The 12,047-nt window shown below is 69.1% G+C and carries 15 protein-coding genes; 5 read left to right on the forward strand and 10 right to left on the reverse strand.

What is annotated here, in order from left to right; all coding sequences use genetic code 11:
- Positions 1-238: 238 nt before the first annotated feature.
- The 9 genes from CW362_RS14490 to CW362_RS14540 form a co-directional block, all read right to left on the reverse strand.
- The gene (locus tag CW362_RS14490; protein ID WP_103549849.1) at positions 239-1,474 is read right to left on the reverse strand and encodes an MFS transporter; all 1,236 of its coding nucleotides are present in this window, start codon (positions 1,472-1,474) and stop codon (positions 239-241) included.
- Entirely contained in the window at positions 1,471-1,989 is a 519-nt protein-coding gene (locus CW362_RS14495) for a regulator (RefSeq protein WP_103549850.1), read from the reverse strand. Before CW362_RS14495 ends, CW362_RS14490 begins: the two co-directional genes overlap by 4 nt.
- On the reverse strand, positions 1,986-2,828 hold the full coding sequence (locus tag CW362_RS14500) for a winged helix-turn-helix transcriptional regulator (RefSeq protein WP_103549851.1): 843 nt from the start codon (positions 2,826-2,828) through the stop codon (positions 1,986-1,988). Before CW362_RS14500 ends, CW362_RS14495 begins: the two co-directional genes overlap by 4 nt.
- A gap of 40 nt (positions 2,829-2,868) precedes the next feature.
- A complete protein-coding gene (locus tag CW362_RS14505) occupies positions 2,869-3,282 on the reverse strand; it encodes a hypothetical protein (RefSeq protein WP_162684074.1) in 414 nt (137 codons plus the stop codon).
- Between the two features lie 9 nt (positions 3,283-3,291).
- Positions 3,292-3,735, reverse strand: coding sequence for a hypothetical protein (locus CW362_RS14510; RefSeq protein WP_103549852.1), 444 nt, complete (start codon positions 3,733-3,735; stop codon positions 3,292-3,294).
- Positions 3,732-4,214, reverse strand: a complete 483-nt coding sequence (locus CW362_RS14515; protein WP_103549853.1) for a hypothetical protein — start codon at positions 4,212-4,214, stop codon at positions 3,732-3,734. The genes CW362_RS14510 and CW362_RS14515 overlap by 4 nt, the downstream gene beginning before the upstream one ends.
- Before the next feature lie 323 nt (positions 4,215-4,537).
- Positions 4,538-5,284, reverse strand: coding sequence for a hypothetical protein (locus CW362_RS14525; RefSeq protein WP_103549854.1), 747 nt, complete (start codon positions 5,282-5,284; stop codon positions 4,538-4,540).
- A 306-nt stretch (positions 5,285-5,590) separates the two neighbouring features.
- Positions 5,591-6,076: a hypothetical protein gene (locus tag CW362_RS14535; RefSeq protein ID WP_103549855.1), complete on the reverse strand. Its 486-nt coding sequence runs from the start codon at positions 6,074-6,076 to the stop codon at positions 5,591-5,593.
- Positions 6,073-6,624, reverse strand: a complete 552-nt coding sequence (locus CW362_RS14540; protein ID WP_162684075.1) for a DUF4913 domain-containing protein — start codon at positions 6,622-6,624, stop codon at positions 6,073-6,075. Before CW362_RS14540 ends, CW362_RS14535 begins: the two co-directional genes overlap by 4 nt.
- A gap of 350 nt (positions 6,625-6,974) precedes the next feature.
- Here CW362_RS14540 and CW362_RS14545 point away from each other — a divergent pair, with 350 nt between their 5' ends.
- Both CW362_RS14545 and CW362_RS14550 read left to right on the forward strand, forming a co-directional pair.
- On the forward strand, positions 6,975-7,442 hold the full coding sequence (locus CW362_RS14545; RefSeq protein WP_103549857.1) for a hypothetical protein: 468 nt from the start codon (positions 6,975-6,977) through the stop codon (positions 7,440-7,442).
- A 159-nt stretch (positions 7,443-7,601) separates the two neighbouring features.
- The gene (locus CW362_RS14550) at positions 7,602-8,381 is read left to right on the forward strand and encodes a DUF4253 domain-containing protein (protein WP_103549858.1); all 780 of its coding nucleotides are present in this window, start codon (positions 7,602-7,604) and stop codon (positions 8,379-8,381) included.
- Positions 8,382-8,513: 132 nt separating this feature from the next.
- On the opposite strand, the gene CW362_RS14555 is transcribed toward CW362_RS14550, so the two are convergent.
- Complete coding sequence (locus CW362_RS14555) at positions 8,514-9,269, reverse strand: DNA-methyltransferase (protein ID WP_103549859.1); 756 nt, start codon at positions 9,267-9,269, stop codon at positions 8,514-8,516.
- Between the two features lie 510 nt (positions 9,270-9,779).
- On the opposite strand from CW362_RS14555, the gene CW362_RS14560 reads away from it, so the two are divergent.
- The 3 genes from CW362_RS14560 (at position 9,780) to CW362_RS14570 (ending at position 12,043) form a co-directional block, all read left to right on the forward strand.
- Positions 9,780-10,898, forward strand: coding sequence for a C40 family peptidase (locus CW362_RS14560; protein WP_103549860.1), 1,119 nt, complete (start codon positions 9,780-9,782; stop codon positions 10,896-10,898).
- A gap of 138 nt (positions 10,899-11,036) precedes the next feature.
- Positions 11,037-11,351 (forward strand): DUF6112 family protein, encoded by a 315-nt coding sequence (locus tag CW362_RS14565; RefSeq protein ID WP_103549861.1) that lies wholly within the window; start codon positions 11,037-11,039, stop codon positions 11,349-11,351.
- The gene (locus tag CW362_RS14570; protein WP_103549862.1) at positions 11,351-12,043 is read left to right on the forward strand and encodes a hypothetical protein; all 693 of its coding nucleotides are present in this window, start codon (positions 11,351-11,353) and stop codon (positions 12,041-12,043) included. Before CW362_RS14565 ends, CW362_RS14570 begins: the two co-directional genes overlap by 1 nt.
- Positions 12,044-12,047 lie beyond the last annotated feature (4 nt).

Here is a 12,047-nt window from a genome sequence, read left to right on the forward strand (position 1 = left end):
ATGCGGAGGGCATGAGGCGGCGGACTGCAGCGGCAAAGAGCGGCTGCTCGACGCGCGGCCAGCGGCGTGGTGAGCCCTTCGGTCGAGGCTGCTCACGCAGCCTCGAAGGCTGCACGTGTCTGACGAGGGCCTGCTCGGCGGCCCGACAGGCGGCCTTCATCTGGCCGAGGCACTCGCGCGGCTCGTCCCGAGGACAGCGGCGGGCATGAGGTTCTCCCCAGGCCAGGGCGCAGCAGAGTCAGATACGCAGAGCGGGATCCGTGCGCAGTCGGGCGAAGGCGAGGAACAGGCCGAGGGCCTGCAGGACGGCGCAGGTCGTGATGATGTGGCCCATCGCGTCAGGCGGGGTGAGCGCGGTCAGTACGCCAGCGACGGGGAACGGCAGCAGCAGGATGAGGATAGTCACCGACAGGGTGCTGCCGAACTTCTCCGCTGGGATCAGGCGGGAGCGCAGGGTGCGCAGGACCACCGTCATGCCGCCGTCTGCCGCCATGAGGACCGCGACCAGAACCAGGTAGGACAGGTAGTCGGGGGCTTGGGAGACGGCGAGACAGGCGAGTGATGCGAGGGCACCGCAGGTGGCGCCGACCGGCCACAGGCCCAGACGGTCCAGCGCGAACCGGCAGAGCGTGACGCTGAGGAGTGTTGCGCCGGCGGCTACGGACCAGACCAGGCCGACGGCAGTGGTGGACTGCCCGAAGTGCTCGACGACGATCACCGGACCGGCCGCTTGGAGCAGCCCGGTGGCCAGGTTGGACAGGGTCAGCCCGGTCACGAGCCAGCCGAGCACGGGCAGCGAGCGGATGGTGCGCCACCCGGTGAGGAGTCCGGCGCCGGGCCGCCCCTTCGGAGCGCGGGCCGGGACGGCGGGCGAGGAGGGTGTGCGCAGGGCGAGCAGCGCGGCCAGTAGCGAGAGAACGGTGATCACGGCGAGCATCGGCGGCGGCCCGGCGAGCAGCAGCAGTGCGGCGAGCGCCGGGCCGGCCAGCGTCGCGGTCTGGTCGATGCCCAGCAGGACGGCCTGGACGCGGTGGGCTCGTGCACCTGCCCGGCGGCCGACGGCGGCGCCCGTTGTCTCGGCCGCGATGTAACTGAACTCGCTGAGCACTCCGGTGGCCGCCGCGAGCACCATGACGGTCACGCTCGCCATGGTGCCGACAGGGTGGAGGTGGAGGAGCACCGCGCCGGAGGCGAGTACCAGCGCGCGTCCGAGGGAGGCGAGGTGGAAGACCACGGATGCCCCGCGCCGGTCGACGATCGATCCGGCCCACCCGAACGCCGCCAGGCGCGGGATCCATTCCAGGACGAACGCGGTGCCCGTCAGAGCGGCAGAGCGCGTGGTTGCCAGGACCAGCAGCGGGATGCCGTAGGTGGACATCGCCAACGCGAGGGCGTCCGCCGTACGCGGCAGGTAGATGCCGCGCACCAGCCCGGCGGTGTGGCACGCCTGTCGCGGTGTAGCCGTCGTGCTCATGCGACCGGCTCGGGGACGGACAGGCGGGTGACCTGCGGATTGCCGGTCAGCCACCGGATCAAGAGGGTACGGGGACGGGCGAGGCCCTCCTCAGCCTCGGCGCTGGGCAGGCGCGCGGCGGACAGTCGTACGAGGCTGTCGGCGCTCTCGGCCGCGAGCGAGGACGTCAGCAGGTCGAGAACGTGGCGGACGCGATTGCTGAACTCGCAGACCCGTGACGGGTAGGCGTGGCGTCGGGACCAACGCGCAGCCGCGTCGTACAGGTCGGCCAACTCCGAGCCGGAATCTGTGAGGACCAGGCCCATGCCGGGCGCGGTCCGGACGAGACCGTGGGTGCGGGCTGTTTCGGTCGCACGGCGCAGTTCGTGCGAGGCAAGGTCGGGGAGGGTAGCCGCCAGCCGTCGTGGCGGTATCGCCCCGTTGTCGTCGATCTCGGTGACCAGGCGGATCAAGGAGCGAGAGGCCAGCAACTCGACGGCGTTGCGTACTTCGGCTGTGGTGAACAGGGTGGTCATCGGCGCGGTCCTCCTACCGGAACGGCCGCCTTCGGGCGAGCGGTCGTGGCGTGGGAGAAGAGATCGCGGTTGTGCCAGACCGGAACGGCCCCAGCCGTCCGGACCGGAGGAAGCACCGCAGGGGGCAGGCGGGACTGGCTGCTGGTCCATGGCCTCGGCGAGGGCTTCGCCTGCGGGTGCCCCCAGACCGGGTGGTGGGCCGCCCGGTCGAGGGGCTGCCCGGCGGACCACACGGACAGGGCGCCGAGAACGGGGCCCAGGCCGTCGCCCGCCGCCGACAGCCGGTAGGGCTGGCCGATGCCCTCGGTGTCGACCAGTCCGTCGGCCGCGAGTTGCCGCAGCGGCGGGTAGATGTTGGTCCAGTCGCTGCTGGGCATCACGATCCGGGCAAGGGCACGCCCGCTGGCCTCCTGGCGGGACTTCAGCACCCACAGGATGGCGGCGGAGTACCGCCGGGTGAGCAGGGTGAGGCTGTCTTCGATCTGCTCGATCGCGGGCAGTGGATTGTCCGCGGTCTCCAGATGTTGCTCGGCCCAGGTGACGATCATCGGCAGGACCGGCAGCAGGGCGGCACCACGCTCGGTGTGGCCGTAGGTCACATGGCGTGCGGTGTGTTCGGTGCGCTCGACGAGCCCGGCGTCGCACAGCGACTTGAGCTTGGGGTGGAGCTGGCCGTTCTGCAGCCAGGAAACCTTGGCCGCCAGCTCGGTGTACCGCAGCGGCGGGCCGGAGAGTGCCAGCAGGATTCTCACGTTCCAGCGCGGGGTGATCATGGCGAGGGCCTCGGTGACCCGGGCGATGTCGACGTCGGTGTCGGGAGGCAGAGCGGTGATGGCCAAGGAAGGAACTCCGGGGTGAATGAGGGGGATCGCCTGCGGGTCAGCGGTTGCGCGCCGCGGTCCGGGCCGAAAGGGGCGGAGCCGGTAGCGGCGGCGAAGGAATCGGCGGGGACGGCGTTGGGGCCGGGACGCGGGCGAGGCTCTGCAGAACAGCGGCAACCGACTTGGCCTGGACATCACGCACGGCGACGGCTTCAGCGAGCCGACGGGAACCGTCGAGGAGGTGAGAGACCTCATGCCGGCCGATCTGCCGTTCGGGGTGGACGAGCCGGGCGAGGTGGTCGCGGTGGACATTGATGCTGCGCTCGGCGATGGCGAGGTCGTCGTGCATGCCGAGCAGGGCGGAGAGCATGCCGGGCGGCTGGTCCTGGGCGTGGGTTTCGAGGTCGGCGAGCGGCACGCCGTACAGGTCCTCGATCCGTCCGGCTATGTCGGTGGACGTGAGGTGGGGCAAGCGGGGCTTTCAGGGACGGCGGGCCCGGGACGCCCCGGCACGTGGTGGTGCCGGGGCTGCGGACGGAGACAGGGTGACGGTGGCCTTGAGCTGCGTCATACGGACGGGCCGGGCCTGCTGGTCGGACGAGGGCACGGTGCGCAGAAGTTCGCCGAGAGCTGCGCGGTAACCGTCGCGGGCATCGAGCGCGGCCTCGAGCCACCGAGCGTCGAAGCGGAGCCTGTCCGCCGACAGTTCGCTCATGTCGCGGTCCGGGTCCATGTCCGCGTGCACGCGGTCGCGGACGCGGGCGACCTGCTCCTCGATCAGAGCCAGGAACGAGCGCAGTTCCAGGGCACGGGCGAGGGCGGGAGAGGCATCGTGGTCGGCAGTCGCCTCGTGCAGCTCGGGGACCGGGCTGCCGAAGATCTTCTGCAGGTCGGCGTCCATGCTGCTGGGCTTGTCCCGGATCATCGGGTGGGCCTTCCCGCCCGCCCCGCCGACGTCGGCGCGGGTGCACCCGCGGGTCGGTGGGGAGGGCTGGTCTGCACCGCCGGACCGGTTCGGGGGCGAAGGCGGGCGAGCCGTTCGGCAGCGAGGTCCTTCTTGCCCGGGGCGTCGGGATCGAGAAGCCATCGCACGACCAGGGCCCGGCCGTCGCGGGCGGTGACGGCTGCGTTCACGCGGTGGGCGAGGCCCATCGTCGGGTCGTCGACCTCGCCGGGCTGGGTTTCCAGCGCGGCAAGGAGGTCGTCCTCCGCGCAGTCGAGCACGGACTGAGCCTCGACGAGGAGGCCGTACCACCTGACGGCATCGGTAGCGTCAGGATTCACGGTCGGAGCTGCGGCTACTGCGGCCTTCAACTGGTCGATGTCCATGGCGAAGCGCGCTTCGATCCGTTCGGTGAGCACGCCCACGACATCCTCAGCGTCATCGGATATGCCTTCGGACAAAAGGAAAGCTCCTGTTCTGAGAAGTGTGCCGATGCCTTGGGGAAGATGAGAAAGCGGCCGTGCCTGGCGGCTCAGCCACTTACGACAGCGGGCGCCGCGCTGGCGGTGATGGCGAAGAACACCGGCAGGGCGAGCGCTCCGACCATCGCCGCGGATATGGCAATTCGGGTGGAGCACACACAAAAACCTCCGTGAATGCATAGGGATTGCGGGAAGGGTGCCGCGACAGTTGTTCCGGCGGCTGTACAAGAGTCCGGAGAATCGCCGGTTTGGCCAACCGGCGATCGTCGGCTACGTTTCGCCGCCCGCGTTGGTCCTGGCGCTCAGCGCGAGCGGCCGGGCGGACGCGGAGGAGCCTTCGCAACACCGGTCGGGCGGCTCACTCCGGCTGCCGGACGAACCGGCGGGAGAGCGCCGGCTTCGCCGGTGAGCCGATCGTCGCACCACTGCAAGGCGTCTTCGACCGTGGCGAAGCCGCCCTCGCGCAGGGTGCGGGTCCACGCGCTGGGGTCGACCTCTTCGACGACGACGCGGTACGGCGAGAGGGCTCGCTCGCCCAAGGCGCGCAGTGCCACGACGGTGACCATGTCGTCAGGGTCATCGCAGGTGTAGGAGTAGCCCATGGCGTAGTGGTCGCCCTCGCCCGCAAGGCGTTGCTCCAGCGCCCGCGTTGCCTCGTCCGCCGACGGCGGGCCCAGCTCGGGGTTGAGGCCGATCGCGCCGGGAGGACAGCCTCGGTGGATGAGCCAGGACTGCGCCATCGCGGGCAGCGGCATCGGGGCCTGCTCGTAGCTGAACGTCCGCTTCTCTTGGTCCCGTTGAAGGTATACGGCGATCAGGTGCGGCATACCGGGGTGCCCCCAGGTGGCGGTGCGGTCGAACAGGACGTAGTAGCTGTTCACCCCGTCGGGAGTGTGGTGTTCGGCGAGAGGGACGAGCATGTCCTCGGGGACACCGACCTTGCGATAGAAGTCGAGGTAGACCTCTTCATCGGCATCGAAGTCATCCAGCTCGAAGTCGACTTGAGGGATGACCTTCCGAGGCGGTGCCGGTTCGGTGGGAGACAACAAGGGCCTTTCGGTGGAGTTCAGCGCCGCTGCGCCGGGGGGATGGCGACTCGTCAGGGCCCGCCGGGAGCTTGAGTTCCTGGGCCGTAGGCGTTCGGCAGGCGGCAAACAGCGCGGCACGTCCGGCGTCGGTGAGAGCGACCGACTGGCCGACGTGCACGAGGTGGCCGGTGTCCCGGACGACCGGGCCGACGGCTTCCAGCCGCTGCAGCTCGGTGTGAGGGATGCGGGTGCCGGCAGCGGTCACGGACATACGGCCGGTCAGCAGGTGTTCGTAGAGTTCGGCGCCGGCGGCGACGCTCCGCGGGTTTAGCGGGTGTGGTGGTGCGCGGGGTTGTGTGGGGGATGGGGCAGATCCGGCAGTGCGGTGGGCGGCGGACCGGGCCGGGTCGCGGTAGTGCGGGTGGCCAACTGCGGGGAGCGCGATCGTGCCGCGTGGGTGCGGGCGCTCAGTGGCCGTCGGGGCATTCCCAGGCGGCGGCCGACCTCGTCATAGACGTCGTTGCCCGCACGCGGCCGGACCGCGACGACGTGGATCTCCCTCGGGTGCGCGGACTCCGCGGGCGCCGGACGGACGCCGTAGACGACGCGCCAGTCCTTACGCGAATCCACGAACAGCTTTCGGTAACCCTCCAGATCACCGTCGAGGCGTAGCCCGAAGCGCTGCGCGTTCACGACTTCCTGCAGGTAGGCGAGAGTGAGGTCGCGGATGTCGCTGGGGGCCTGGAGGAGATCGGTCAGCGCGCGAGGGTCGAAGCTCAGACCGAAGGCGGGCTGTCCCTGGCCCGCGTTCATGACGTCGACTCGTCCGGCTCGGCGGCGCCGACGGCTTCCGTCGTGGCCGCCGTCTCCGTACGTACGGACGGCGGCGGGCCGGGCAGAAGACGGTGCGCGGGCCGGTCGGGAGAGGTCATGCAGGCCGACAGCGGCCCACCCGGCGCGCGGATCGCCGTAACGGCATGAGCAAGGAAGTCCCGGTGCCACACGAACAGGCCGGAGAGCCCGGATTCAGGGTCCTTGTGCTGCTGGTAGGCGAGCCACAGGGCATGGAGCCAGGCCACGACGTCGTCGTGCTCCTGCCACTGCAGGCACCAGGGCGCCGCGGTGGTGACCTCCGCCCCGTAGACCGGAAGGAAGAAGTCGTCGACCCAGTCCGACAGGGCGTCGAGTTCGTCCTCGCGTTCCTCTCCGTCCAGTTCCAGGATCGGGCGAGGCTCCGGCGGAGCCGCAGGAGCCGGCCGGCCGAGCCCCTGCATGCCGAAGGCCGCGAACGGCGATCCGCCCGGCGCCGGAGCGGACGCGAGATGATCGAGTTGCTGGGCCTGCTGCGCCGACTGCTCCATGAGCCGTCGGACGCTTGCCTCGATCCCCTCCAATTGCGGGTCCGGAACGCGAACCGGCTCCCGTTTCCCGCTGTCTGCGGGCTCTATGGATTCAGGCATGAAAAGTACGGTCTCCTACGAGATGTGAGATGACAGATGAGCGGGATCCACGGCACATAACCCGCCGGAGGGTTGCACTACTGAACTTGAACGGGCGATGTCTGGTCGGTTGGCCTGATGGGGGCTGGCTGCCTCGCCGCGCTGGCCTTGCCATCCACGAGTAACGAACCCGAGGAACGGCTGGCCTGCCACGTGGCCCTACGATCACGGCACCCCGCCGAACGCTTGTGCCCGACGAATTGAGTGAGCCCATGAGCGACGACGTCCTGTCGAGCATTCCGACCGATCCCCAGTGGCAGCCCGACCGGCCGGCGGCCGAGCGGACCGCTGCGCTCGCCGCGGACCTGGCTCCTGGCCTGTCCGATGGAGTGGATGTCGAGATCGACGTCACCTGGCACGACGCCCTCACCCCCGTCGACTGCGGCGAGAACCTGGAACGGATCGGCTGCCCGCACTGCGGTGCCTCGATCGACCTCGAGTGGTACGCCGACCTGGTGGAAAGCCACTGCGAGGACGGCTTCGCCACCCTGGCCGTAGAAGTGCCGTGCTGCGGTGCCGCCACGTCGCTGGACGTATTGGACTACGCGTGGCCGTGCGGCTTCGCCCGCTTCGAGATCGCCATCTGGAACCCCGAACGTGACTGGTTCGACGACGAGGAACTGGCCACTATCGGCGACACACTCGGGCACCCGGTGAAGCAGATCAGAGCCCACATCTGACTCAGGTCTCAACAGGAACCGAGTGCGGCCGTCCAGCCCGACATCACCCGTTCAAGTTCAGCAGACGCTGCAAGAGGCCTCGGTCGGATCGCTGAAAACGGAAGTCTGCTCGGATCCGGGGGCAGCTGCGTTGTCGGTACCACCGTCTACGGTGCGCTCATGTCGTTTGCCCTGCCCGATGGTCTGCCACGCGGCCAGTTCCTGCCTTCCGAGCTCCCGCGCGTGTGGGTCTCCGACGAGTTTCCTCGGAACGTCGAGGAGTTGTGGCCTCGCCTGCTGAGCGAGCAGAGTGCATACGGCCTGGTTCCGCTGCTCTGCCAGCCCGATGCCATGGGAACACCGCTCAGCTTGGAGCAGGTCGACGCCGTCAGCCTGGAGGAGGAACTGGCTGCGGACTTCGCCGAATACCGGCGCAGACGGCTGCCCTGGTGGACGGACCCGACACCGGTCCTGGCACCTGAAGGAATCGAGCCGTGGCCCCATGACCCCGGACCGCCCTTCGAACAATGGCCGGGCCTGGCACCGTCCATGCCGACTACACCCGCAAGCCCGTCGCCCGAGGAGGCAGCGTCGAACCTGTTGGCGTGGCTGGTCAAAAGGGGCCTGCTGTACGAGTGTCGTCTGGCGCTCGTTCCCGCCCGTCGCGGCAGCGATGCTCTGGCCTTGATCGGCTGGTCCGGAGGGGGATACCTGCCTCTGCTGTGTGCGCTCACACGGAGCTGGGAGGACCGCTTTGGCGCACAGGTCGTGGCGGTGTTCGGCAGCGAGGTGTACGTCTCGGCCGCGAGACCTCCCGTTGAAGCAGAGCACGCAAATCTGCTCGCTCTGGAGCACGTGCTGTCGACCGCGGACAACATCGTCGATGACCCGCCCACGCCGTTCCCCGAGTACGCGATGGACCTCCCGGGACGGACCTTCTGGTCGTTCTGGTGGGACTAGCCCCGGCAAACCAGCACGCAGGACAGCTCGCAGCCACGGCCGATGCAGCCCACAACGCGCTGAGCCTCCCCGTCAGCGCCGAGCTCACAACCGCGGGCGGCGGCGCCAAGCATGTCATTGTGCTAGCCGCTTTCAGACGGCGAGAACCACGTCGTCCTGGGTGAGTGTTTCGCGGATCGTCTCGGTGAGCCGGTCGGCCGCGATCGACGCGTAGTGCTCGGTCTTCTCCACACCGATGAAGTCGCGGCCTTCCAGCAGGGCGGCGACGCCCGTGGAGCCGGAGCCGGCACAGAAATCGAGCACCGTGCCACCATCAGGGCTGATCTTGACCAGCTCGCGCATTACCTCGACCGGCTTCTGCGTGATGTGCTGACGCTTCGCCCCCGAGGGCTGCGAGGCGCTGTAGAGACCGGGCAGGTAGACGGGGTTACAGGAGCCGTCGATCGCTCCCTTCGACGCCCAGACGATGAATTCACAGTTCTGGGTGAACCGGCCCTTCTGTGGCCTGGCCTGCGGCTTGTGCCAGGCCAGCACCCCACGCCACAGCCATCCAGCCGCCTGGATCGCGTCCGTCGTGGTGGGGAGCTGACGCCAGTCGGTGAACAGCAACGCGGTGCCGCCAGCCTTCGTGAGGCGGTGGGCTTCGGTCATGATCTGCGTCAGCCAAAACCCGTACGACCTTTGGTCCATGTTCTCGCCGGTGAAGTCCGGCAGCGCGTGCTGGGCGTCGGCGGAGGTGTACTTCTGCTTCGCGGAGCGGGTGGTGCGCTCCTTCGCGGTCCGGCCCCCGCTGTTGTACGGCGGGTCGGTGATGACGGAGTCGACGCAGCCGTCCGGGAGGCCGGTGAGAACACTGAGGGCGTCGCCCTGATGCAGGGAAAAAGGCAAAGAGGAACCCCTATTCGGGTGCGGAATCGCGGAGGGAACTACCCGTCTCGTACAGGAGTCCTCGCGGGACGGAAGTGGGAATACGAAAGCCCAGAGCCCAGACCAAGGAGGGCGAGGGGAGTCCAAAAAACTGTAGAGGCGAATCCGTCGACGACCAAGAAGTGCCCTGCTGGGGTGCCGGATTCCGGCACGTCACGCCGACTTTTTGGTCAACCGCCGATCCGTACCTAATGTTTTTGAACCGCCCGACACATACCGCCGCTGGATACCCCCGCCACACCTCACAGAGGTACCCCCTGTCCTGGCACACCTGGCTCACGGTCCGGCCTCTCGGAGCGAGTGGCAACTCGCCCGCGCCGGTCCACCCCGATCTCCCACCCCGGCCACCGCGCCCTTCCAACACGCCTCGCGCACCCGGCCCGCCGGACACCGCACGCCGAAGGACACGTTCATGACGTCTCGCTACCCACCCTCACCCAAAATCGCTGACTGGCGAGCGGTCCGCTCCGGTTGAAGGCGCTCACCGCCGGCATCGGCGTCGTCTTCCTCTCCCCCGTCCTGATCGCCAGCACCGGCATGATGCTCGCTTCCTCCGCCGACGCCGTGCAGAGCAGCAGCTCCTTCAGCGACTGTCTGAGCGACATCGACACGGACAAGATCGCCGAACAGGTCACCAAGATCCTCGACGGCGCGTCCGGCAAAGACGTCCATGTCGAGGGCCTGGACCTGCCCGCCGAGCAGGTCCCCAACGCGCAGACGATCGTGGCCGCGGGCCTCTCGCTCGACGTTCCCAAGAAGGGGCAGATCATCGCGCTCGCCACGGCGATGCAGGAGAGCCGGCTGCGCAACCTCAACTACGGCGACCGCGACTCCCTCGGCCTGTTCCAGCAGCGTCCCTCCCAGGGCTGGGGCAGTGCCCAGCAGATCCGCGATCCGGTCTACGCCTCCGAGCAGTTCTACAAGCACTTGCTCAAGGTGGACGGCTGGCAGCAGATGACCGTCACCCAGGCCGCCCAAGCCGTGCAGAAGTCTGGGCTGCCGGACGCGTACGCGCAGTGGGAGAACCTGGCCACCGCGCTGCAGGAAGCCATCGCCAAGACCTTCCCGGGCGGCGGCAAGGGTGCGGACCAGGGCAAGCAGCCGTCGACCGACGCGAGCGGCTGCACTCCGGGCCAGGACGGTTCCGGCTTCGGCCACATCCCCGAGGGGAGCATCCCCAAGGGGTACAAGATCCCCGAGAACGCCGATCCAAAAGCGCGCAAGGCCATCGAGTGGGCGATGCAGCAGCTCGGCACGCTCTACCAGTGGGGCGGGTCCTGCACCAACGCGCACGGTCCCGACCCCATGGGCCGCTGCGACTGCTCCAGCCTGATGCAGCAGGCGTACGCCCACGCCGGCGTCACACTCACCCGCACCACGTACACGCAGGTCAACGAGGGCAAGACAGTATCGCCCGCCCAGCTCAAGCCCGGTGACCTGATCTTCACCCGCGGCACCGCGGCCCGGCCCGAGCACGTCGGCATGTACATGGGCGAGGGCCTCGTGATCGAGGCGCCCCGCACCACCAAGCCGGTCCGGATCACCCCGATCAAGGACTGGACGATCCTCGCCGCCCGCCGCGTCCTGTGACTCCGCCCCCGCCCGGACACCTCTTCGGGCAGGGCCAGCGCCGCGGCCTCTTCCGCACCCCTCGCGTACCTCCCCCTCCCTTCCCCCTTCCTGTCGGCCCTCGCCTGGCCCGCGTATGCAAGGAGCCCCGCCACACCTATGTCCGTCCCTCTCGCAGACCGTGTCATCCGGCTCGCCTACGACCCAGGAATCTCGCCCAAGGGTGGTGGCCTGCCCGGCCTGAGCGTGCTGAAGAACGTCGTCAACAGCATCAACATGTTCGGGATCATCGCCGTCGTCGGCGCTCTCGCCGTCTCGCTGGGTGTATGGGCCTGGGGGCACCACACCGGTGGTCACCAGGCCGAAGCCAACGGTAAAAAGGGCGCGGTCGTGGCCGCGGGCGCTGCCCTCGGTCTGGGTGCCGCGAACGGAATCGTGGCCTTCTTCTCTGACCTCGGGTCGCAGGTCCACTGATGCGGAAACGACCCCACTCCTTTTTGCTGTCCTCATACGGCGCGGGCTGGTCAGCCAACCGGCGCGTCGCGATCGTCACCTGCGTCGTCGCCGTCCTGCTCGCCATCGCCGGGATCGTCGCCCTGCTGGCCGACAGCGGGAACAGCCACCAAGCCCCGGACACCACCGCGCCCGCCCCAGGTGATAGCCCGTCCTCCACCGAGGCCGCCCCGAAGCCGTCCTCCGGACCCGGGTCAGTGCCCAATCCCCCGCAGATCGCCGAGCCGGTCGCCTACGCCAGGGCAGCGGCGCAGATGCTGTGGTCCTACGACACCCGCGACACCAGCCGCGACCAGCAGCTCGCCGGCATGCGCGCCTGGATGACCCCGGAGACCAAGTACGCCGACTGGACCTCGGTCTCGAGCCAGGTTCCCGATCCGGTGCTGTGGTCGCGGATGGCCGACCAGGACCAGCACGCCACCGCCAGCGTCACGGAGGGCCACTACCCCTCCGCGTTCAAGCAGGCGCTGGCCGAGGACCCGTCCGCGATCACCGAGGCGTACATCTATGTCGTCACCGTCAACGGCAAGCAGCAGATCGCCTGGAAGAAGGGCGGGGGCGGAGCCGAGGAGCGCGCCGTGACCCTCGCAGTCCAGTGTCGCCCGAGCCGCGACTGCGCCTTGGCCGCCATCGCCCCGAGCGTCACGCAGTGACCCG

It is taken from the genome of Streptomyces populi (assembly GCF_002911015.1).
In the GTDB taxonomy this organism is placed as follows: domain Bacteria; phylum Actinomycetota; class Actinomycetes; order Streptomycetales; family Streptomycetaceae; genus Streptomyces; species Streptomyces populi.

What these genes read in the sequence shown, in the direction of transcription:
- CW362_RS14490 (WP_103549849.1), bottom strand. Translation starts at nt 1,474, where the DNA reads ATGAGCACGACGGCTACACCGCGACAGGCGTGCCACACCGCCGGGCTG.
- CW362_RS14495 (WP_103549850.1), bottom strand. Translation starts at nt 1,989, where the DNA reads ATGACCACCCTGTTCACCACAGCCGAAGTACGCAACGCCGTCGAGTTG.
- CW362_RS14510 (WP_103549852.1), bottom strand. Translation starts at nt 3,735, where the DNA reads ATGATCCGGGACAAGCCCAGCAGCATGGACGCCGACCTGCAGAAGATC.
- CW362_RS14535 (WP_103549855.1), bottom strand. Translation starts at nt 6,076, where the DNA reads ATGAACGCGGGCCAGGGACAGCCCGCCTTCGGTCTGAGCTTCGACCCT.
- CW362_RS14540 (WP_162684075.1), bottom strand. Translation starts at nt 6,624, where the DNA reads ATGGAGCAGTCGGCGCAGCAGGCCCAGCAACTCGATCATCTCGCGTCC.
- CW362_RS14545 (WP_103549857.1), top strand. Translation starts at nt 6,975, where the DNA reads ATGAGCGACGACGTCCTGTCGAGCATTCCGACCGATCCCCAGTGGCAG.
- CW362_RS14550 (WP_103549858.1), top strand. Translation starts at nt 7,602, where the DNA reads ATGTCGTTTGCCCTGCCCGATGGTCTGCCACGCGGCCAGTTCCTGCCT.
- CW362_RS14565 (WP_103549861.1), top strand. Translation starts at nt 11,037, where the DNA reads ATGTCCGTCCCTCTCGCAGACCGTGTCATCCGGCTCGCCTACGACCCA.
- CW362_RS14570 (WP_103549862.1), top strand. Translation starts at nt 11,351, where the DNA reads ATGCGGAAACGACCCCACTCCTTTTTGCTGTCCTCATACGGCGCGGGC.